This is a genomic window from Massilia sp. LMS1-1-1.1 (assembly GCF_040815535.1).
Classification (GTDB): domain Bacteria; phylum Pseudomonadota; class Gammaproteobacteria; order Burkholderiales; family Burkholderiaceae_D; genus Janthinobacterium; species Janthinobacterium aestuarii.
In genome coordinates, this window is sequence record NZ_JBFPNG010000065.1 from 1 (window position 1) to 19,285 (window position 19,285).

Genomic DNA, 19,285 nt, shown 5'->3' on the forward strand with positions numbered 1-19,285 from the left:
GAACAGGACCGTGAAACAACTTTGCGCCGATGATAGTGCTGCAACCAGTGTGAAAGTAGGTTATCGTCAGGCTTGTTATTCGAAAAAACCCCTTCCGGTGATCCGGTTGGGGTTTTTTTACGTCTGGCGGTTTGATACGCCGCGGGTGGTGTCGGATTACGGCTTGCGGCCTAATCCGACCTACGTCCATAGGATGCCGGGTAGGTCGGATTAGCGTAGCGTAATCCGACAACATTGTTGACATTCGCGTGGTGATTGCTGGCTTACGCTTGTGCGTCAAGCCGACCTGGGGTATAATTCTCCTCCTCAGATCAGACGACTTGCTGCCCAGTTGGGAGCAAGTTGTTGAAAAAGTTATGCCTGATGACCATAGCAAGTTGGTCCCACCCCTTCCCATCCCGAACAGGACCGTGAAACAACTTTGCGCCGATGATAGTGCTGCAACCAGTGTGAAAGTAGGTTATCGTCAGGCTTGTTATATAAAAAAACCCCGCTAGGTGCGGGGTTTTTTTTCGTCTGCAGCGTTCATCGGATCAGATGCCCCAGGTGATGCTTTCATTTTCCGCCTTGGCCGAGCGCAGCATTTCCATCAGCGGATAGGCGCGCTGCGAGAAATGCACTTTTTGCGCGCGTGCATGGGCGCCCGTTTCGCCATCTTCCAAGGTTTCCGGCGTATGCACATCGTGTTCGATGTCGTTTTCCGGATGCAACTTGCTTTCCGCGACTTCTTTTTCCAGCAAGGCCAAGGCATCGCCCGCTTCAGCTGGCGTGATGACGCCGCGCGTGGGGTTCTTGTGCAGGATGTCGAGGATACGCTGGGCATGTTCTTGGTACATCAGCACTTCAGGGGAAGATTTGGATTTGAATGAGATCAACATAAGCGCTTTCTGAAACTTGTTGTTAGTGTCGAAACAATATCACGACTTGAAATGTCGCACAGGCCGTCCGTTTGTCCCGGATTGCATATTTGCAAGCCGGATAGAGCCATCTGTTGGACAACGCACGTATTTACAAGAGCTCGCTTATCGTGAAAACACCCGTTTAAGCGATCGTTAAGTCTCAATCCAGTTTCACCGAGTCCATGAAGGTGTCGATGGTGTCACGCGACAGCTTGCTTTCTTCGCCGAGAATGATGATCTGGAAGATGCGTTTATCCTGCGCCACAAAACGGCCGACCAGCAAGACAGGCTTGCCTTGCTGCGTGCCTTTGGCCTCGATGCTGAGCGAACTGCGCTGCTGCGTTCCGGCAGCCGTGCTGCTGGCCGCCGATGCGGATTTTTCGCTGCGCACGGTGCCGTTGATGTTTTTCAACAGGGCAGTCTGCATGGCGGGCAGGGCCGCTTGCGCCTGTTCTGCGCTGTCGAGCACGGCGCTGCCGATGGCGAAGGTATTGCCATCGACTTCGCTGGCCGTCATGGTCAGGCTGACTTTCTTGCCATCGAGATCGACCTCGCGCGTCAGCACGGCGGGCTTGCCTGGAAACAAGGCCGTGAACTGGGCGTCGGGGCTGCGATAGTCGCGCCAGTTGAACTTCGGACTGCAGGCGGACAGGACGCTGGCGGCCGCGAGCGTAGCCAGAAAGAGGGCAAGTGATGGTTTTTTCATCAGCAGATGGTAGCAGCGCCGCCAGCCACGCGCAATCGCGCACGTGTGGCGCTCACTGGCCAGCTTATATTTCACGCAGCACGCGCCGGTACTGGATCGCTTCGGCGACATGCGCTTGCGTGATGCCGGGGCTGGCCTCCAGGTCCGCGATGCTGCGCGCCACGCGCAGTACCCGGTGATAGGTGCGCGCCGACCAGTGCAATCGCGCCATGGCACCATGCAGCAGCTGTTCGCCATGCGTTTCCAGGCGACAATGCTGTTCGATTTCCGTGCTGCTCAGGCGCTGGTTCGCTTTGCCCTGGCGTGCCAGCTGCAGGGCAAAGGCTGCCGCGACCCGCGTGGCGATGGCTTGCGTGCTTTCGCCAAGGCCTGCGTGCCGCCCCAGCGCCGCCGGCGGCATGGCGGCCACTTCAATCTGCAGGTCGATACGGTCGAGTAGCGGACCGGACAGGCGGCTGTGATAACGGAGCACGGCGTCCGGCGTGCAGCGGCAGCGTCCCGAAGCATGGCCCAGATAACCGCAGGGGCAGGGATTCATGGCGGCGATCAGCTGGAAGCGGGCAGGAAACTCGGCCTGGCGGGCCGCGCGTGAAATGCTGATCACGCCCGATTCCATGGGCTGGCGCAGCACATCGAGCACCCGGCGCTGGAATTCGGCGATTTCATCGAGAAACAGCACACCGCAGTGGGCCAGCGAGATTTCTCCCGGGCGCGGCACGTTGCCGCCGCCCACCAGGGCCACGCCGGACGCCGTCTGGTGCGGAGCACGGTAGGGGCGCCGTTTCCAGTGTTCCACCTTGAAGTGGCCGCCCAGCGAATGCACGGCGGCCGATTCCAGCGCCTCTTCGTCGCTCATGGGCGGCAGCACGCCAGGGAAGCGACTGGCCAGCATGGTCTTGCCCGCGCCCGGTGGCCCCACCATCAGGACGTTATGGCCGCCCGCGGCCGCCACCTCGAGTGCGCGGCGCGCCTGCTGCTGTCCTTGCACGTCGGCAAAGTCCGGATACGCAAAATCGGGTACGGCCAGCATGGGCTGATGGCGTTGCAGGGTGGTCCGGCTGGCGTGCGCGGCAAAATGCGCGCAGACCTCGAGCAGGCTGTGGGCGGGATAGATGCAGGCATCGCTGACGAGAGCCGCTTCGTCTGCATTCGCCTGCGGCAGGATGAAGGCGCGCGGTGCGCCCGACTGGCTGCGCTGCATGGCAAAGGTCATGGCCAAGGCGCCACGGATGGGGCGCAACTGGCCCGACAGCGACAGTTCGCCAGCGAATTCGTAGTGGTGTAATTGGTCGCTCGGCAACTGGCCGGAGGCGGCCAGGATGCCCAGTGCGATGGGCAGGTCGAAGCGCCCCGATTCTTTGGGCAGGTCGGCCGGCGCCAGATTGGCCGTGATGCGCCGCGCCGGCATCTCAAAGCCGCAGTTTTGCAGCGCGGCGCGGACGCGGTCGCGCGATTCCTTCACTTCCGTATCCGGCAGGCCGACAATCGTAAACGAAGGCAAGCCATTGGCAAGGTGGACTTCGACACTTACCTCGGGCGCTTCCATGCCGGCCAGGGCGCGGCTTTTCAGGACGGCCAGACTCATCAGACTCCCCTGTGGCGCGGGCGCGGGCAGGATCAGTCTAGCGCGTGGAAGGCCGTCGGGCTTGAGCTATGCCAGCAAGGCCGTCAATAACGCGCCTGGCTGGCCGCAGCTTAGGCCTTGGTGTCGTTCAGGCGCGTTTCCAGCTCGATCAGGCGCAGTTCCAGCGCGTCCAGTTTGGCGCGGGTCTTGGCCAGTACTTGCGCCTGGATATCGAATTCCTCGCGCGTGACCAGATCGAGGCGGGCGAAGCCCTGGGTCATCATCGATTTCACGTTTTTCTCGATATCCTTGGCTGGCGAGTTTTCGATGGCTTGATGGATCTTGCCTTGCAAGTCGTTAAAGAAGGTATTCATGTCCATGGTCAGTCCTTTTATGGTGCGGCCTGTGCATCGCACCATTGCGGTGCACAGCGGCGTTAATCTGGTGCGAAACTGGGCAAATTCACAATGCTTCAGCAGCCCGTACCCGCATGCCCAGAGGCTTGGAGGGTATGTATGGCCGGAAACGCACCTGTCAAGGTGGCAATGGAGCTGGCACGTATTCTGCTAAAGAAGGTATGAACGCTTTGTGATCTCCAGCCAAGATTTTAAACCTCAACCGCTTTAAAAGTTCAATAAAAGGGAATCGCCATGAAGAATCTGTCCAAGAACATGACTTTAGCTGCAGCGTTGACGCTGGCCATGACCGCCTTGTGCGGTAGCGCCATGGCCCAGGATGCAGTGGCGGCGCCTGCTGCAGCCGAGGCCGTACCTGATAACGTGGTGAGCTACAACGTGGCGCTGACCAGCGACTACCGCTACCGCGGCATCTCGCAAAGCCGTTTGAAACCGGCCATCAGCGGCGGTGCCGACTATACCCACAATCCGACGGGTTTGTACGTCGGTACCTGGCTGTCGAGCATCAAATGGATCAAGGACGGCGGCGGCGATACCGACCTGGAATGGGATGTGTACGGTGGCAAGCGTGGCGAGATCAGCAAGGATTTTACCTATGACGTGGGCGGCCTGTACTATTTCTATCCCTCGAATGGGCTGAGCACCAATGCCAATACCTTCGAGCTGTACGGCCAGCTTGGCTATGGCCCGATGTATATCAAATACTCGCATTCGACCACGAATCTGTTCGGTGTTGCCGACAGCAAGAACAGCGGCTACCTCGATGTGGGCGCCAACGTCGAGGTGCATGATGGCTACATGCTCAACCTGCATGTCGGACGTCAGAAGGTCGAGCACAACGATTCCCTCAGCTACAGCGATTACAAGATCGGCGTGACCAAGGACTTCGGCATGGCGACCGTTTCCCTCGCTGCGGTGAAGGCCAACATCACGTCGCTGGCACCGAATGGCAAGAATCTGGCGAAATCCGGTCTCGTGCTGACCGTATCCAAAACCTTTTAAGCGAGACTGCCATGAAAATGATTACCGCAATCATTAAACCGTTCAAACTGGACGAAGTACGTGAAGCCTTGTCGGCTATCAATGTGCAAGGCATTACCGTTACCGAAGTCAAAGGTTTCGGCCGCCAGAAAGGTCACACGGAACTCTACCGTGGCGCCGAGTATGTCGTCGATTTCTTGCCAAAAACCAAGATTGAAGCGGCCGTCGATGACGCCATTGTCGACCAGGCCATCGAAGCGATCGAAGGTGCCGCGCGTACCGGTAAAATCGGCGATGGCAAGATTTTCGTCTACAACCTGGAACAAGTCATCCGCATCCGTACCGGTGAAACCGGTAACGAAGCGCTCTAAGGGGAATATTGATGCGTAAAAATATAACAAAATTGCTAGCTGGGTTTGCCTGTCTGTGTGCGTTTGGCGTCGCTGCGCCGAGCTTTGCCGATGCTCCCGCCAAGACGGAGGCGGCCACGACCACGGCCGTCGCCGCCCCCGCCGTCACGCCGGTGGCTGACGCAGCAGCACCGGCTGCCGCCGCTCCGGCCCCGGCCGCTGCAGCGCCAGCTGCCGCGCCCGTCGCCAACAAGGGCGATACCAGCTTCATGATGATCAGCACCTTGCTGGTGATCTTGATGACGATTCCCGGCCTGGCCCTGTTCTACGGCGGCCTGGTGCGTTCGAAGAACATGCTGTCGGTGCTGATGCAAGTGTTCATGGTGTTTGCACTGGTCATCGTGCTGTGGTGCATCTACGGCTATTCGATCGCCTTCACGGAAAAAACCGCCTTCTTCGGTGGCTTCGACCGCCTGTTCCTGAACGGTATCTGGGATCCGGCCAAGGGCACGTTTGCCGCCGCCGCCACCTTCAGCAAGGGCGTCGTCATTCCCGAGTTCGTCTTCGTCGCGTTCCAGGGCACGTTTGCCGCCATCACCTGCGCACTGATCGTCGGCGCCTTTGCCGAGCGCGCCAAGTTTTCCGCCGTGCTGGCCTTTGTCGTGCTGTGGTTCACGTTCGCCTACCTGCCAGCGGCCCACATGGTGTGGTTCTGGACCGGTCCTGACCTGATCACCAACGCCGCCACTTCGGCCAGCGAAGCCCTGAAGGCTGGCTGGATCTGGCAAAAAGGCGCGCTGGACTTCGCCGGCGGCACCGTGGTGCACATCAATGCCGCCGTCGCCGGCCTGGTGGGCGCGATCATGATCGGCAAGCGCGTCGGCTATGGCCGCGAATCGATGGCGCCGCACTCGCTGACGATGACCATGATCGGTGCGTCGCTGCTGTGGGTGGGCTGGTTTGGTTTCAATGCCGGTTCCTCGCTGGAAGCGGGCGACGTGGCTGCGCTGGCCTTCGTCAATACGCTGTTGGCCACTGCCGCCGCTACCCTGTCGTGGGTATTTGGTGAGTGGATCAGCAAAGGCAAGCCATCGATGCTCGGTGGCGCATCGGGCGCCGTTGCCGGCCTGGTGGCGATCACCCCGGCGGCCGGCTTTGTCGGTCCGATGGGCGGCCTGGTCATCGGCTTGCTGGCCGGTGTCGTCTGCCTGTGGGGCGTGAATGGCCTGAAACGCCTGATTGGCGCCGACGATTCACTCGACGTGTTCGGCGTGCATGGCGTGGGCGGCATTCTCGGTGCCTTGCTGACGGGTGTGTTTGCTGCACCACAATTGGGCGGCCAAGGCATCTTCGATTATGTCACCAACAAGATGTCGGCTGACCCGTACTCGATCAGCCATCAGGTGTGGGTGCAGGCGCAAGCGGTCGGCACCACTATCCTCTGGTCTGCCATTATTTCCGTCATCGCCTATAAACTGGTCGACATCGTCATCGGCCTGCGCGTACCGGAAGAAGAAGAGCGCGAAGGCCTCGATATCACCAGCCATGGCGAGCAAGCGTATCATGGTTAAATAGTCATTCTCTGGCATGCCAGCGCCCCGGCGCCGCATGTCCGGCTGGAAAAGGCACCTCATTGAGGTGCCTTTTTTTCGTTGTGGGAATGTAAAAGGTCTTTAAAACAAGGCTTTTGCCCCGATTTGGGGTACTTACACGGTAATATAGTCGGCAGTTCTGTGTGCTTTTTTGAATACTGCACATAATTTAAGGATGTAACTATGGTTCCCCATCTCGTCACGGCCCTGACCGGACCGCTGCTCGACCTCGAAAAAAAGATTCTGGCCGCGACGCCGGCCATTGAGCGCTGGTTTCGTATGGAGTGGCAAGAGCACACGCCGCCCTTCTATTGCTCGGTAGACTTGCGCAACGCCGGCTACAAGCTGGCGCCCGTCGATACCAATCTGTTCCCTGGCGGTTTTCACAATCTGGCCACGGAAATGCTGCCCCTGTCCGTGCAAGCGGCCATGGCCGCCATCGACAAGTATTGCCCGGACGCCCGCAACCTGCTGATCGTGCCGGAATTGCACAACACCACGCCGCAATACCTGCAAAACGTGGCGCGATTGATGCAGATATTCCGCCAGACGGGGCTGCACGTGCGCTTTGGCTCGTGGTCGCCCGAGATTACCCAGCCGACACCGCTGGCGTTGCCAGATGGCAACATGCTCGTCATCGAACCGCTCGTGCGCCTGAACAATGGCCGCCGCCTGGGCTTGAAGGATTTCGACCCTTGCACGATTCTGCTGAATAACGACTTGTCGGACGGTATCCCCGATATCTTGCAAAATATCCATGAGCAAAGCCTGTTGCCACCCTTGCACGCGGGCTGGGCCTTGCGCCGCAAGAGCAACCACTACACGGCCTACGATGAAGTGGTGAAAAAATTCGGCAAGATGATCGATGTCGACCCGTGGATGCTCAACCCCTTCCACGCCAAGTGCAGCGACGTGAATTTCCAGGAAGGCGAGGGCGAAGATGCGCTGGCCGCCAGCGTCGACGTGCTGCTGGCCAAGATCCGCAAGAAATACAAGGAATACGGCATCAAGGAAAAGCCGTTCGTCATCGTCAAGCCCGATGCGGGCACGTATGGCACGGGCATCATGACGGTGCGTGACGCGAACGAAGTGCGCGACCTGTCGCGCAAGCAGCGCGAAAAAATGTCCATCGTCAAGGATGGCCAGCTGGTGACCGACGTCATCATCCAGGAAGGCGTGCCGACCTTTGAAAGCATCAAGTATGCCGTGGCCGAGCCCGTCGTCTACATGATCGACCGCTACGTGGTGGGCGGCTTCTACCGCGTGCATGCTGAAAAAGGCGTGGACCAGAACCTGAACGCACCCGGCTCGCAGTACGTGCCGCTGGCGTTTGCCCAGCAGCATGCCGTGCCGGATTTGAAGGCCAAGCCGGGCACGGCCGCGCCGAACCGCTTCTATGTGTATGGCGTGGTGGCGCGCCTGGCCTTGCTGGCCGCGTCGCTGGAAATGGAGCGCACGGACCCAAATCCCGAGGTGTATTGATCCGTCAACGAGACTTGCCGGGCCCGGCGACTACCGCGCCTGGCGATCTCGGCTAGAATCAAGCATTCCTTATCCAGGCTCCCCGATTGGACGCACCATGAAAATTGCATTCCTTGCCGACCCGCTGGCAGGCTTCAAGACTTACAAAGATTCCACTTTCGCCATGATGCGCGAGGCGGCCAAACGCGGCCATGCCGTGTATGCCTTCGAACAGAAGGACATGGCGCTGGAAGAGGGCATCGTCACGGCACGGGTCAAGCACATCGAGCTGACCGGCGACGAACATGACTGGTACAAGGTTGTCTCCACCGAAGAAGTGCGCCTGTCGGCGCTGGACGCCATCATCGAGCGCAAGGACCCGCCGTTCGACATGGAATACGTGTACGGCACGTATCTGCTGGAACTGGCGGAAAAGCAGGGTGCTTGCGTCTTCAACAAGCCGTCCGCCATCCGCGACAACAATGAAAAGCTGGCCATTGCCCAGTTTTCCGAATTCACGTCGCCGACCCTGGTGACGTCGGACGAAGCGCGTCTGCGCGCCTTCCACGCCAAGCACCAGGACGTCATCTTCAAGCCGCTCGACGGCATGGGCGGCACGGGCATCTTCCGCGTCAAGGCCGATGGCCTGAACCTGGGCGCCATCATCGAGACGCTGACGGACAATGGCGCGCAGACCATCATGGCGCAGCGTTTCATCGCCGACATCGTCAAGGGCGACAAGCGCATCCTCGTCATCGGCGGCAAGCCGGTGCCATTTTCGCTGGCGCGCATCCCGCAGGCGGGCGAAGTACGGGGCAACCTAGCCGCCGGCGGTACGGGCGTGGCGCAGCCATTGACGGCGCGCGATCTGGAAATCGCAGAAAAGCTGGGCCCGATCCTGGCCGCGCGTGGCCTGATGCTGGTAGGATTGGACGTGATCGGCGACTATCTGACGGAAGTCAATGTCACCAGCCCGACCTGCTTCCAGGAAATCATGCAGCAGACGGGTTTTGATGTGGCAGCCATGTTTGTCGACGCCGTCGAGCATGGCGTTGCGCAAGCGCAGCAGCGCTAAAAGGTGAAATGACTATGGTAGGGATTTTGCTCATGACACATGCACCGCTGGGACAGGCGTTCATCGCCGCCTGCGCGCATGTGTTCCGGGGGCCAACGGAACGGTTTGAAGCCATCGACGTCGTCGCCGACCAGGACCTGGCGGAAGTGCAGAAGCTGGCGTCGGAGGCCATCTGCCGCCTCGACGACGGTTCCGGCGTGCTGGTGATTACCGACGTGAAGGGCGGCACGCCGTCGAACTGCTGCAACAAGCTGGCCGATGCGGGCAGGGTGGAAGTCATCGCCGGCATCAGCCTGCCGATGCTGCTGCGCGCCATCACGTATCGCCGCGACACGCTCGACGTGGTGGTGGAGATGGCGCTGGCCGGTGCGCAAAGCGGCGCCGTGCGCGTCGATAACCGTATTCGCGTGGGCGAGTAAAGAGTGACATGGCCGCCGCCCTGAAGGCGGCGGGTTTTATAGCAGGGCTGGCAACAATGCAGTGCATTCAGGGATAGAGACCATACAAAAATGATTCAAAAAGAACTCGAAATCATCAACAAGCTGGGACTGCACGCACGCGCCTCCGCCAAATTTACCCAGCTCGCCGCCAAGTTCAAGAGCGACGTCTGGCTGACCCGCAACGCGCGCCGCATCAACGCCAAGTCCATCATGGGCGTGATGATGCTGGCCGCCGGCAAGGGCGCGAAAGTGACCCTGGAAGCAGAGGGCGATGATGAGCAGGCATGTGTCGATGCGTTGACCGCCCTGATTAATGACAGGTTTGGCGAAGGCGAGTAATGCCCGCCGAACGCAGCCGCAGCCGCATTCCGACAGGTCAACCCATGGCATCTTTCACGCTCCACGGCATCCCGGTCTCCCGCGGCATCGCCATTGGCCGCGCGCATCTGCTGGCGCCGGCCGCCCTTGACGTCAAACATTACCTGGTCGCCCAGGAGCAGATCGAAGCCGAAGTGCAGCGCCTGCAAAGCGCCATCGCCACCGTCCACAAGGAACTGCAAACCCTGTGGAACGAGTTGCCCAAGGATGCGCCCACGGAGTTGGGCGCCTTCATCGACGTGCATGCGCTCATCTTGTCCGATCCGATGATTTCCGAAGCGCCGCTCGACATCATCCGCAAGCGCCACTACAACGCCGAATGGGCGCTGCTGACGCAGATCGATGAATTGTCGGCGCAGTTCGACGAAATCGAAGACCCCTATCTGCGCGAACGCAAGGCGGACATCCAGCAGGTGGCCGAACGCGTCTTGAAAGTCTTGCTGGGCACGGAGCAGCTGCTGCCCAAGGCCGCGGCCGAAGATGAATTGATGGCACAGATGATTGTCGTCGCCCACGATATCTCGCCGGCCGACATGCTGCAGTTCCGCGACCGCTCCTTCATCGGTTTCATTACCGACGTGGGCGGACAGAACTCGCACACGGCCATCGTCGCGCGCAGCCTCGATATTCCCGCCGCCGTCGGCATGTCGCAGGCATCGATGCTGATCGACCAGGATGACTGGCTGATCATCGATGGCGACGCCGGCGTCGTCATCGCCAACCCCAGCGCGCTGGTGCTGGAACAGTACCGCGAGCGCCAGGTGGCCATGCAGCGCGCGCGCAAGAAGCTGGGCAAGCTGAAAAAGACGCCGGCCGTGACCAAATGCGGCACGCCCGTCACTTTGCTGGCGAATATCGAATTGCCCGAGGATTGCCCGTTTGCGCTGGAGTCGGGCGCCAGCGGCGTGGGCCTGTTCCGCTCCGAATTCCTGTTCATGGGCCGCGCCCACAAGATTCCCACTGAGGATGAGCAGTTCGAGGCTTACCGCAACACGGTGCAGTCGATGAAGGGCCGTGTGGTCACCATCCGCACGCTCGATATCGGCGCCGACAAGCCGCTCGACCAGTCCGACCATACGGCCCTGAATCCCGCGCTCGGCTTGCGCGCCATCCGCTATTGCCTGGCCGAGCCGCAATTGTTCCTGACGCAGCTGCGCGCCATCCTGCGCGCCTCCGCCTTCGGCAAGGTGCGCATCCTGATTCCGATGCTCGCGCATGCGTTCGAGATCGACCAGTCGCTGGCCATGATCGCGCAAGCGAAGGCCTGCCTGCGCGAGGAGGGCGTCAAGTTCGACGACGAAGTCGAAGTGGGTGCCATGATCGAGATTCCCGCCGCCGCGCTGGCGCTGCCCATGTTCGTCAAGCGCATGGACTTCCTGTCGATCGGCACGAATGATCTGATCCAGTACACCTTGGCCATCGACCGGGTCGACTACGAAGTGGCGCATTTGTACAATCCGCTGCACCCGGCCGTGCTGCAACTGATCTCCATGACGATCGCCGCCGGCCACAAGGCGGGCATCGACGTGGCCGTCTGCGGCGAAATGGCGGGCGACGTGAAGCTCACGCGCCTGTTGCTGGGCATGGGCTTGCGCGAGTTTTCCATGCATCCGGCCCAGTTGTTGGCGGTCAAGCAAGAGATCCTCAACAGCGACCTGGGCCTGATTGCGCCACAAATGCGCAAAATTATGCGTTCCATGGAACCAAATGTGATCGCGGAAGCCGTCCAGCAGCTGCAGCTCATGTAAACTGTCACCTTATCGGCATCAGGACACCTCGCGCGTGGCGAGAGGCGTCTTGATGCGAAAGTTGCAGCACCTATCATCGCGGTGCTGCATCGACCATGGCCCGTGGGGCCACCCCCCTTTTATAAACCGACACACATGTCATCCATTGGAATCGTTTCGCCGCAAACCATGTATTTTGCGCAACCCCTGCAGCTGCAAAGCGGAGCATCGCTGCGGGACTATATGTTGATGTATGAAACCTACGGCACCCTGAACGCCGACAAATCGAACGCGGTGCTGGTCTGCCACGCCCTGAACGCCTCGCACCACGTGGCAGGCGTCTACGCGGACCAAGCGAAGAGCACGGGCTGGTGGGACAATATGGTCGGTCCCGGCAAGCCGCTCGACACGGACAAATTCTTCGTCATCGGCGTCAACAACCTCGGCTCCTGCTTCGGTTCGACGGGCCCCATGCACACCAATCCCGCCACCGGCAAGCCGTATGGCGCCGCCTTCCCCGTCGTCACGGTGGAAGACTGGGTCAGCGCGCAGGCGCGCCTGGCCGATGAACTGGGCATCACCCAGTTCGCCGCCGTGATGGGGGGATCCTTGGGCGGCATGCAGGCGCTGGCGTGGAGCATCATGTTCCCGGAGCGGCTGCGCCACTGCGTGGTGATCGCCTCGACGGCCAAGCTGTCGGCGCAAAATATCGCCTTCAACGACGTGGCGCGCCAGGCCATCCTGTCCGATCCCGATTACCATGGCGGCGACTTCTATGCGCACGGCGTGGTGCCGAAGAACGGCTTGCGCGTGGCGCGCATGGTGGGCCATATCACCTATCTGTCGAATGACGACATGGCGGAAAAATTCGGCCGCAAGCTGCGCGATGCGGCGCAGACGGGCGACTACAAATTCGGCTTCGGCATCGACTTCGAGATCGAATCGTATTTGCGCTACCAGGGCGACAAGTTCTCCGAATACTTCGACGCCAACACGTATCTCTTGATTACGAAGGCGCTCGATTATTTCGATCCGGCGCGCGCGCATGGCGGCGACCTGGCCAAGGCCCTGTCGGGCACCAAGGCCAAGTTCTTCCTCGCCTCGTTTTCCACCGACTGGCGTTTTTCGCCCGAGCGCAGCCGCGAAATCGTCGAGGCGCTCGTATGCAACCGCCGCCAGGTCACGTATGCGGAGATCGACGCGCCGCACGGCCACGACGCCTTCCTGCTGGAAGACGCGCGCTACATGAACATGGTGCGCGCCTATTATGGCCAGGTATGGAACGACATCGGGGCGGGCTTGCCTGCCGCCGTACAGCACACAGCCGTCCGCCAGGGCGCGAAGGAGACCGCATGACTTTTGACGAATTGAGCGCGCTGCGCCCCGACCTGGCCTTCATCGCCCACTGGGTGCCGAATAACGCGCACGTGCTGGACGTGGGTTGCGGCGAAGGCGTGATGCTGCAGTATCTGCAAAGCGACAAGGAGTGCAGCGGCTACGGCATCGAGATCGCCGACGACAAGGTGCTGGCCAGCACCCGCCGTGGCGTGAACGTGATCCAGCAGGACATGGAAAAGGGTTTGTCGATTTTTGGCGACAACAGTTTTGATACGGTGCTGTGCCTGTCGTCGCTGCAGATGATGAAGCAGGTCGAGCCGCTGCTGCGCGACATCGTGCGCGTGGGCGCCGAAGCCATCGTGTCCTTCCCCAACTTCGCCTACTGGCCGCACCGCGTGGCATTGCTGAAAGGCCGCATGCCCGTGTCGAAATCGCTGCCGTACCAGTGGTACGACACGCCGAACGTGCGCTGCGCCACCATCAACGACTTCCGCGAACTGGCCGAGGAATGCGGCCTGGAAGTGATCGAATGCGTGGCCCTGGCCGAAGGCAAGATGGTCTCCGTGCTGCCGAACCTGCGCGGCGACCTGGCCGTCTTCCGCCTGCGTAAAAAAGCGGTGCATTGATGAGCAAAAGCCCGGCGCCTGGCTGGCGTTCCTATGCCAACGGCCGCATGCTGGCCGTGCTGGTGCTGGGCTTCAGTTCCGGCCTGCCCCTGTTTATCCTGCTGTACCTGCTGCAGGCATGGCTGGCCAAGTCGGGCTTGAACGTCAAGGCGCTGGGACTGTTCGCGCTGGTGCAGTTCCCCTACATCTGGAAATTCCTGTGGGCGCCGCTGATGGACCGCTACCGCATCCTGGGACTGGGACGGCGGCGCGGCTGGATGGCGCTCACGCAAGTGGCGCTGTTCTTTGCCATCGGCGGCATGGGCATGCTGGACCCGCTCACGCAGATCGGCCTGATCGCGGCGGCTGCCGGCGGCGTAGCTTTTTTGTCTGCCAGCCAGGACATCGTCATCGACGCTTACCGGCGCGAAATCCTTTCCGACAATGAGCAGGGCCTGGGCGCCGCCGTCATCGTCAATGCGTATAAAGTGGCGGGCATGGTGCCGGGCGCGCTGTCGCTGATTCTGGCCGACCGCATGCCGTGGCAGCCCGTCTTCTGGATCACGGCCGCCTTCATGCTGCCGGGGTTTGTCTGTACCCTGCTGATCAAGGAACCGACCGTGTACGGTTCGCCGCCGAAGACCATGCGCGAAGCGATCATCTTGCCGTTCCAGGAATTCATCGCGCGCGATGGCTGGCGTAACGCAATGTGGATCCTTGCCTTCGTACTACTCTACAAAATCGGCGACAGCATGGCCACGGCGCTGGCGACGAAGTTCTATCTGGACCTGGGTTTTTCCATGACGCAGATCGGCCTGGCCGCCAACACCACGGGTTTCTGGGCCAGCCTGGCCGGTGGCGTGGTGGGCGGCATATGGATGCTCAAGCTGGGCATCAACCGGGGCCTGTGGGTGTTTGGCGCGCTGCAGGCGGTCGCCATTCTCGGATTCGCCTGGCTGGCGCAGGTGGGGCCGAACACCATGCTGCTCAGCGCCGTGATCGGTTTTGAATCCTTCGCCAGCCTGGGTCTGGGCGCGGCCGCCTTTGTCGCGTTCCTGTCGCGCAGCACGGACCCGCGTTACACTGCCACGCAATATGCCTTGTTTTCCAGCCTCAGTGCCGTGCCGCGCACCCTGATCAATGCCTCGGTGGGCTTTCTGGTCGCCGAGCTGGGCTGGTTCTCGTTTTTCATCGTGTGCTTCTTCCTGGCCTTCCCGGCCATGATGATGCTGCCTAAAATCGCTCCATGGAGGTCTGCCAATGGCACCAATATCCCTTAAACGTTACGCCGTCCTGGCCAGCCTGTGCGCGGCCACCGCGCTGTCGTCCCTGTCCGCCCACGCCCAGCAGGCGACGGTCCAGGATGGCATCAAGGTACGCCCCCTGTCGACTTCGCGCATCTTTGCCGGCGGCGCCGACTTCAATGAACAATCGAAGCAGCAATATATGCAGCTGGTCAACGAGGCGAAGGAAAAAAATGCGCTGGTACCCGACAGCGATCCGCAAGTGAAACGCTTGCGTGCCATCGCCCAGCGCATCATCCCGTTCGCCACGCGCTGGAATGAGGCGTCGGCCAACTGGAACTGGCAAGTCAACCTGCTCAATTCCGACCAGGTCAATGCCTTTTGCATGCCGGGCGGGCAGATCGCTTTTTACAGCGGCATCATCACCAAGCTGAATCTGACCGACGACGAAGTGGCTATCGTCATGGGCCATGAGATTTCGCACGCCTTGCGCGAACACTCGCAGGCGCAGGCCGGCAAGGGCAACCTGGCCGCCGTCGGCGCCAAGCTGGCCGGCGCCGGCCTGTCGGCCTGGCTCGGCGTCGATCCGAGCATCACCAGTACCGCCACGAATATGGCGGCGCAGGGCGTGATGCTGAAGTTTTCGCGCGACGATGAACGCGAGGCGGACCTGATCGGCATGGACCTGGCGGCGCGCGCCGGTTTCGACCCGCGCGCCGGCGTCATCTTGTGGCAGAAAATGGCCGCCGTGAGCAAGGGCGCGCCGCCGGAATTCCTCTCGACGCACCCGTCGGGCAAGGACCGCATCTCGCAGATGAACAGCCACATGGCGCAAGTGCTGCCGCTGTACGCGCGCAGCAAGGGCGTCAGCGTCGACGCCTTGCCGCCCTACCGCAGCAACGCCATCGCGCAGCGCTAGGATGCCGGCCCGTCACGCCGCCGCACCCTTGCCCATGCGCGACGGCGTGGCGCCCAGCTATCTATGGCTGCCGGAAGGGCAGTGGCCCGACATGTTGTCCTTCTTGCTCGAGCGCTATCCGCAGATCAGCGCCGCGCAATGGCAGGACCGCATGGCGCGCGGCGAAGTGGTCGATGGTGACGGTGCCGTGCTGAGCCCCGGCAGCGCGTACCGGCGTGGCATGCGCATTTTTTACTACCGCGAGCTGGAGCGGGAAACGCCGATCCCCTTCCAGGAAGAGATCCTGTTCCAGGACGAACACCTGGTGGTGGTCGACAAGCCGCACTTCCTGCCCATGACGCCGGCCGGGCGTTTCGTGCAGGAGACCTTGCTGACGCGCCTGAAGAAAAAACTGGAGTGCGCCGAGCTGACGCCCATCCACCGCCTCGACCGCGAGACGGCTGGCGTGGTGATTTTTTCGCGCCAGATTGCCAGCCGCGGCGCCTATCAGTCGCTGTTCCAGCGCCGCGAAGTGCGCAAGACGTACGAGGCGCTGGCGCCTGTGCTGGCGGGCCGCGATTTTCCATTTACCTACCGCAGCCGCATGGTCGAGGGCGCGCAGTTTTTCCTCATGCGCGAAGAGGCGGGCGAGCCGAATTCGGAAACCATCATCGAGTTGATCGAAGAGCGTGGCATTGTCGCCCTGTACCGGCTGCAGCCGCACACGGGCCGCAAGCACCAGCTGCGCGTGCACCTGGCCGCGCTGGGCATCCCCATCGTCAACGATGCGTTTTATCCGGTGGCCCTGCCGTGCAAGGAAGACGACATGTCGCAGCCCTTGCAGCTGCTGGCGCGGGCCATCGATTTTACTGACCCGCTAACGGGCGAGCCGCGCCATTTCGAAAGCCGGCGCGTGCTCGGGTAATCCGACGTCACCACCCGCGACGTGTCAAAGATCAGCCCTTGATCGTGTAATCGATGATCAACGGCGCGTGATCGGAAAAACGCTCGTCCTTGTAGACGCTGACCGTGTGCGCCTGGGCCGCGATGCCGGGGGTGGCGACGTGGTAGTCGATGCGCCAGCCCACGTTTTTCGCGTAGGCTTGTCCGCGGTTGCTCCACCACGTGTACTGGTCTTCGCGCTTGTCCAGGCCGCGGTGCACGTCGACGAAGCCCACTTCGTCGAAGACGCGCGTCAGCCATGCGCGCTCTTCCGGCAGGAAGCCGGAATTCTTCTTGTTGCCCTTCCAGTTTTTCAGGTCGATTTCATGGTGGGCGATGTTCCAGTCGCCGCAGATGACCACTTCGCGTCCCAGCGCCTTCAATGCCAGCAAATGCGGCAGGAACAGTTCCATGAAGCGGAACTTGGCTTCCTGGCGCTCGGGGCCGGACGAGCCGGACGGGCAGTACACGGAAATGACGGAGAGGTTGCCAAAATCGCAGCGCACGTAGCGGCCTTCGGCGTCGAATTCAGGGCTGCCGAAACCGATGTGCACGGCGTCCGGCTCGACCTTGCTGTACACGCCCGTGCCGGAATACCCCTTTTTCTCGGCGTAGTGGAAATGGCCATGGTAGCCGTGCGGATTGAGGAATTCCGGCGTCATGTCGGGCAGCTGCGCCTTCAATTCCTGCACGCAGATGAAATCGGCCGTCTGCGTGCCCATCCAGTTGAAAAAGCCTTTTTTGGCGGCGGAACGGATACCGTTCAGATTGGCGGAAATAATTTTTGGCATAGGTCGAGAGTGAAAAGGGCGTTGTACGGGGCCGGCGGGCGCGGCATGGCGATTGTCTCGCCGGTGCGCGCGGATTAAAATACAGGCACTTTTAAAAAATGAGGCTAATGTGAATAATTTACGCCAGCAGTTTATCGCGTTTTCAGTATCCAAGGGAGTCTTGCGGTTCGGCGAGTTCACCACCAAGGCCGGACGTCAGTCGCCGTACTTCTTCAATGCGGGCCTGTTCCATGACGGCGCCACCCTGGCCGAACTGGCGCAGTTCTACGCGCAAACCCTGCTCGATTCGGGCGTGGAATTCGACATGCTGTTCGGCCCCGCCTACAAGGGCATCACCCTGGCGTCGGCCACCGCCGTGGCGCTGGCCGGCAAGGGCCGCAACACCTCGTTCGCCTTCAACCGCAAGGAAGCCAAGGACCATGGCGAAGGCGGCACCATCGTCGGTGCCAAGCTGCATGGCAAAGTCGTCATCATTGACGATGTGATCTCGGCCGGCACTTCGGTGCGCGAATCGGTGGACATGATCCGTGCCGCCGGCGCCGAGCCATGCGCCGTGCTGATCGCCCTGGACCGCATGGAGCGTTCCGGCCCGGACGGCCAGCTGTCGCCTAGTTCGGCGGTGCAGGAAGTGTCGAAACAGTATGGCATCCCCGTCATCTCGATCGGTAACCTGGACGATTTATTCGGCTACCTGAATGGCGCGGGCGCCGATCCGGAACTGCTGAAACATAAAGAGGCTGTTTCCGCGTACCGCAATCGGTATGGTATTTAAGTAGTCCTCTCCAGCAGCGCCCGCAACCGCGGGTCGCTGCAGGCGGTAGCAGCTTGCGGGTGGCATTGCAACAGCCGCCGCAACAGCGCCCCGCCGATGCCGCGCCGGCGGAACGGCGGTTTCACGAACAGCATGTTCACCGTCACTACATCGGCACATCTGCTGATGTCGAGCATGGCCACCTGCTGGCCATCGATCCACGCGCATAGCGCGTTGTCCCCTTGCCAGTCTATCTGCATCACGCCAGCCATGGTTTGAGCGCCGCATGCAGGCCCAGGGCGAACAGCCCGGCAAAGAAGCACCGCTTGAATACCTGCTGCGCGATGCGTCCGCGCAGCCATTGACCGGCCAGCATGCCGGCCAGCGCCGGCAGCAGCGCATACGCGGAGGCGCCGGCCGCGCCGAGGCTGAAGTTGCCGTGCAGGGCCAGGCTGGCCGCCAGCGCCACGGTCGATGCCGTAAACGCCAGGCCCAGTGCCTGCACCAGCGCGTCGCGCGCCAGCCACAGCCCCTGCAGATACGGCACGGCGGGGATGACGAAGACGCCCGTGGCGGCCGTCACCAGTCCCGTCACGGCGCCCGCCACGGGGCCCAGCCACGCTTCGTGCCGCGCCGGCACGCGCAACTGCAGCGAGAACAGTCCCGCCAGCGCATACAGCATTAGCGCCACGCCCAGCGCGACGACGGCCCAGGCGCCGCTGTCTTGCGGCAGCAACGCGCCACCCGCCAGGGTGCCTGCCATGACGGCGGCCAGCATGGGCCACAAACGGTGCAGCAGGGCGCGCAGGCCGGGGCCGGCCGCCAGCTGCCAGACATTCGTCACCATCGATGGCACGATCAGCAGGGCGGCCGCCTGCACGGGCGGCATGACGAGGCTGAGCGTACCCATGGCCACCGTCGGCAAGCCCAATCCGACTACGCCCTTGACGAAGCCAGCGGCGAGAAAACTGGCGCCGACGGCCAGCAGGAATGACGTCTCCATCTTTTTTATCCACAGTGATTTTGCGTGGATTCTGCGCTTGCCAGGCACTTTCGCCAAGGCGGATTATTTTGAGTCAGCCTTAGCCAAATACGAAGGCTGGTAAGATGGCGAAAAGGAGAGCCGC

At 61.5% G+C, this 19,285-nt stretch carries 22 protein-coding genes and 1 rRNA gene; 16 read left to right on the forward strand and 7 right to left on the reverse strand.

The window, feature by feature from the left end; all coding sequences use genetic code 11:
- Positions 1–214: hypothetical protein (locus MRBLMS1_RS26930; RefSeq protein ID WP_485883353.1), on the forward strand; the 214-nt coding region annotated here is incomplete at its 5' end.
- Positions 215–359: 145 nt separating this feature from the next.
- Positions 360–472, forward strand: a 5S ribosomal RNA gene (gene rrf, locus MRBLMS1_RS26935).
- 61 nt (positions 473–533) lie between these two features.
- On the opposite strand, the gene MRBLMS1_RS26940 is transcribed toward rrf, so the two are convergent.
- The 4 genes from MRBLMS1_RS26940 to MRBLMS1_RS26955 form a co-directional block, all read right to left on the reverse strand.
- Positions 534–878, reverse strand: coding sequence for a DUF1840 domain-containing protein (locus tag MRBLMS1_RS26940; RefSeq protein ID WP_092716690.1), 345 nt, complete (start codon positions 876–878; stop codon positions 534–536).
- Positions 879–1,059: 181 nt separating this feature from the next.
- Positions 1,060–1,605, reverse strand: coding sequence for a hypothetical protein (locus MRBLMS1_RS26945; protein ID WP_485883355.1), 546 nt, complete (start codon positions 1,603–1,605; stop codon positions 1,060–1,062).
- Between the two features lie 64 nt (positions 1,606–1,669).
- Positions 1,670–3,190 (reverse strand): YifB family Mg chelatase-like AAA ATPase, encoded by a 1,521-nt coding sequence (locus MRBLMS1_RS26950; protein ID WP_485883357.1) that lies wholly within the window; start codon positions 3,188–3,190, stop codon positions 1,670–1,672.
- Between the two features lie 110 nt (positions 3,191–3,300).
- Positions 3,301–3,549, reverse strand: a complete 249-nt coding sequence (locus MRBLMS1_RS26955; RefSeq protein WP_034749434.1) for an accessory factor UbiK family protein — start codon at positions 3,547–3,549, stop codon at positions 3,301–3,303.
- A gap of 270 nt (positions 3,550–3,819) precedes the next feature.
- On the opposite strand from MRBLMS1_RS26955, the gene MRBLMS1_RS26960 reads away from it, so the two are divergent.
- From MRBLMS1_RS26960 to MRBLMS1_RS27020, 13 genes are all read left to right on the forward strand, one after another.
- Positions 3,820–4,587, forward strand: a complete 768-nt coding sequence (locus tag MRBLMS1_RS26960; RefSeq protein ID WP_485883360.1) for a TorF family putative porin — start codon at positions 3,820–3,822, stop codon at positions 4,585–4,587.
- Positions 4,588–4,598: 11 nt separating this feature from the next.
- Positions 4,599–4,937 (forward strand): P-II family nitrogen regulator, encoded by a 339-nt coding sequence (locus tag MRBLMS1_RS26965; RefSeq protein WP_010393464.1) that lies wholly within the window; start codon positions 4,599–4,601, stop codon positions 4,935–4,937.
- An 11-nt stretch (positions 4,938–4,948) separates the two neighbouring features.
- Positions 4,949–6,487, forward strand: a complete 1,539-nt coding sequence (locus tag MRBLMS1_RS26970; protein WP_128141226.1) for an ammonium transporter — start codon at positions 4,949–4,951, stop codon at positions 6,485–6,487.
- A gap of 204 nt (positions 6,488–6,691) precedes the next feature.
- A complete protein-coding gene (gshA, locus tag MRBLMS1_RS26975) occupies positions 6,692–7,990 on the forward strand; it encodes a glutamate--cysteine ligase (protein ID WP_485883363.1) in 1,299 nt (432 codons plus the stop codon).
- A gap of 97 nt (positions 7,991–8,087) precedes the next feature.
- The gene (gshB, locus tag MRBLMS1_RS26980; protein ID WP_456148442.1) at positions 8,088–9,044 is read left to right on the forward strand and encodes a glutathione synthase; all 957 of its coding nucleotides are present in this window, start codon (positions 8,088–8,090) and stop codon (positions 9,042–9,044) included.
- A 14-nt stretch (positions 9,045–9,058) separates the two neighbouring features.
- The gene (locus tag MRBLMS1_RS26985; protein WP_029496035.1) at positions 9,059–9,463 is read left to right on the forward strand and encodes a PTS sugar transporter subunit IIA; all 405 of its coding nucleotides are present in this window, start codon (positions 9,059–9,061) and stop codon (positions 9,461–9,463) included.
- A 90-nt stretch (positions 9,464–9,553) separates the two neighbouring features.
- The gene (locus MRBLMS1_RS26990; protein ID WP_010393142.1) at positions 9,554–9,823 is read left to right on the forward strand and encodes an HPr family phosphocarrier protein; all 270 of its coding nucleotides are present in this window, start codon (positions 9,554–9,556) and stop codon (positions 9,821–9,823) included.
- 44 nt (positions 9,824–9,867) lie between these two features.
- On the forward strand, positions 9,868–11,610 hold the full coding sequence (gene ptsP / locus MRBLMS1_RS26995) for a phosphoenolpyruvate--protein phosphotransferase (RefSeq protein WP_485883366.1): 1,743 nt from the start codon (positions 9,868–9,870) through the stop codon (positions 11,608–11,610).
- Between the two features lie 135 nt (positions 11,611–11,745).
- On the forward strand, positions 11,746–12,945 hold the full coding sequence (gene metX, locus MRBLMS1_RS27000) for a homoserine O-succinyltransferase MetX (RefSeq protein ID WP_485883368.1): 1,200 nt from the start codon (positions 11,746–11,748) through the stop codon (positions 12,943–12,945).
- Positions 12,942–13,553 carry a methionine biosynthesis protein MetW gene (gene metW, locus MRBLMS1_RS27005; RefSeq protein WP_034749410.1) on the forward strand — a complete coding sequence of 204 codons (612 nt, stop codon included), beginning with the start codon at positions 12,942–12,944 and terminating at the stop codon, positions 13,551–13,553. The genes metX and metW overlap by 4 nt, the downstream gene beginning before the upstream one ends.
- Positions 13,553–14,812, forward strand: a complete 1,260-nt coding sequence (locus MRBLMS1_RS27010; RefSeq protein WP_139091780.1) for an AmpG family muropeptide MFS transporter — start codon at positions 13,553–13,555, stop codon at positions 14,810–14,812. Before metW ends, MRBLMS1_RS27010 begins: the two co-directional genes overlap by 1 nt.
- Positions 14,793–15,695 (forward strand): M48 family metallopeptidase, encoded by a 903-nt coding sequence (locus MRBLMS1_RS27015; RefSeq protein WP_485883371.1) that lies wholly within the window; start codon positions 14,793–14,795, stop codon positions 15,693–15,695. The genes MRBLMS1_RS27010 and MRBLMS1_RS27015 overlap by 20 nt, the downstream gene beginning before the upstream one ends.
- A 1-nt stretch (position 15,696) precedes the next feature.
- Positions 15,697–16,599: an RluA family pseudouridine synthase gene (locus MRBLMS1_RS27020; protein WP_485883373.1), complete on the forward strand. Its 903-nt coding sequence runs from the start codon at positions 15,697–15,699 to the stop codon at positions 16,597–16,599.
- A 31-nt stretch (positions 16,600–16,630) separates the two neighbouring features.
- On the opposite strand, the gene MRBLMS1_RS27025 is transcribed toward MRBLMS1_RS27020, so the two are convergent.
- Entirely contained in the window at positions 16,631–17,407 is a 777-nt protein-coding gene (locus tag MRBLMS1_RS27025) for an exodeoxyribonuclease III (RefSeq protein WP_099379999.1), read from the reverse strand.
- A gap of 109 nt (positions 17,408–17,516) precedes the next feature.
- Here MRBLMS1_RS27025 and pyrE point away from each other — a divergent pair, with 109 nt between their 5' ends.
- Positions 17,517–18,179: an orotate phosphoribosyltransferase gene (gene pyrE, locus MRBLMS1_RS27030; RefSeq protein ID WP_096233755.1), complete on the forward strand. Its 663-nt coding sequence runs from the start codon at positions 17,517–17,519 to the stop codon at positions 18,177–18,179.
- Here pyrE and MRBLMS1_RS27035 read toward each other — a convergent pair.
- Both MRBLMS1_RS27035 and MRBLMS1_RS27040 read right to left on the reverse strand, forming a co-directional pair.
- Positions 18,176–18,430 carry a GNAT family N-acetyltransferase gene (locus tag MRBLMS1_RS27035; RefSeq protein ID WP_456148446.1) on the reverse strand — a complete coding sequence of 85 codons (255 nt, stop codon included), beginning with the start codon at positions 18,428–18,430 and terminating at the stop codon, positions 18,176–18,178. The genes pyrE and MRBLMS1_RS27035 overlap by 4 nt on opposite strands.
- Complete coding sequence (locus MRBLMS1_RS27040; RefSeq protein WP_485883376.1) at positions 18,418–19,161, reverse strand: sulfite exporter TauE/SafE family protein; 744 nt, start codon at positions 19,159–19,161, stop codon at positions 18,418–18,420. Before MRBLMS1_RS27040 ends, MRBLMS1_RS27035 begins: the two co-directional genes overlap by 13 nt.
- Positions 19,162–19,285: the final 124 nt, after the last annotated feature.

What these genes read in the sequence shown, in the direction of transcription:
- MRBLMS1_RS26940 (WP_092716690.1), bottom strand. Translation starts at nt 878, where the DNA reads ATGTTGATCTCATTCAAATCCAAATCTTCCCCTGAAGTGCTGATGTAC.
- MRBLMS1_RS26945 (WP_485883355.1), bottom strand. Translation starts at nt 1,605, where the DNA reads ATGAAAAAACCATCACTTGCCCTCTTTCTGGCTACGCTCGCGGCCGCC.
- MRBLMS1_RS26950 (WP_485883357.1), bottom strand. Translation starts at nt 3,190, where the DNA reads ATGAGTCTGGCCGTCCTGAAAAGCCGCGCCCTGGCCGGCATGGAAGCG.
- MRBLMS1_RS26955 (WP_034749434.1), bottom strand. Translation starts at nt 3,549, where the DNA reads ATGGACATGAATACCTTCTTTAACGACTTGCAAGGCAAGATCCATCAA.
- MRBLMS1_RS26960 (WP_485883360.1), top strand. Translation starts at nt 3,820, where the DNA reads ATGAAGAATCTGTCCAAGAACATGACTTTAGCTGCAGCGTTGACGCTG.
- MRBLMS1_RS26965 (WP_010393464.1), top strand. Translation starts at nt 4,599, where the DNA reads ATGAAAATGATTACCGCAATCATTAAACCGTTCAAACTGGACGAAGTA.
- MRBLMS1_RS26970 (WP_128141226.1), top strand. Translation starts at nt 4,949, where the DNA reads ATGCGTAAAAATATAACAAAATTGCTAGCTGGGTTTGCCTGTCTGTGT.
- gshA (WP_485883363.1), top strand. Translation starts at nt 6,692, where the DNA reads ATGGTTCCCCATCTCGTCACGGCCCTGACCGGACCGCTGCTCGACCTC.
- gshB (WP_456148442.1), top strand. Translation starts at nt 8,088, where the DNA reads ATGAAAATTGCATTCCTTGCCGACCCGCTGGCAGGCTTCAAGACTTAC.
- MRBLMS1_RS26985 (WP_029496035.1), top strand. Translation starts at nt 9,059, where the DNA reads ATGGTAGGGATTTTGCTCATGACACATGCACCGCTGGGACAGGCGTTC.
- MRBLMS1_RS26990 (WP_010393142.1), top strand. Translation starts at nt 9,554, where the DNA reads ATGATTCAAAAAGAACTCGAAATCATCAACAAGCTGGGACTGCACGCA.
- ptsP (WP_485883366.1), top strand. Translation starts at nt 9,868, where the DNA reads ATGGCATCTTTCACGCTCCACGGCATCCCGGTCTCCCGCGGCATCGCC.
- metX (WP_485883368.1), top strand. Translation starts at nt 11,746, where the DNA reads ATGTCATCCATTGGAATCGTTTCGCCGCAAACCATGTATTTTGCGCAA.
- metW (WP_034749410.1), top strand. Translation starts at nt 12,942, where the DNA reads ATGACTTTTGACGAATTGAGCGCGCTGCGCCCCGACCTGGCCTTCATC.
- MRBLMS1_RS27010 (WP_139091780.1), top strand. Translation starts at nt 13,553, where the DNA reads ATGAGCAAAAGCCCGGCGCCTGGCTGGCGTTCCTATGCCAACGGCCGC.
- MRBLMS1_RS27015 (WP_485883371.1), top strand. Translation starts at nt 14,793, where the DNA reads ATGGCACCAATATCCCTTAAACGTTACGCCGTCCTGGCCAGCCTGTGC.
- MRBLMS1_RS27020 (WP_485883373.1), top strand. Translation starts at nt 15,697, where the DNA reads ATGCCGGCCCGTCACGCCGCCGCACCCTTGCCCATGCGCGACGGCGTG.
- MRBLMS1_RS27025 (WP_099379999.1), bottom strand. Translation starts at nt 17,407, where the DNA reads ATGCCAAAAATTATTTCCGCCAATCTGAACGGTATCCGTTCCGCCGCC.
- MRBLMS1_RS27035 (WP_456148446.1), bottom strand. Translation starts at nt 18,430, where the DNA reads ATGGCTGGCGTGATGCAGATAGACTGGCAAGGGGACAACGCGCTATGC.
- MRBLMS1_RS27040 (WP_485883376.1), bottom strand. Translation starts at nt 19,161, where the DNA reads ATGGAGACGTCATTCCTGCTGGCCGTCGGCGCCAGTTTTCTCGCCGCT.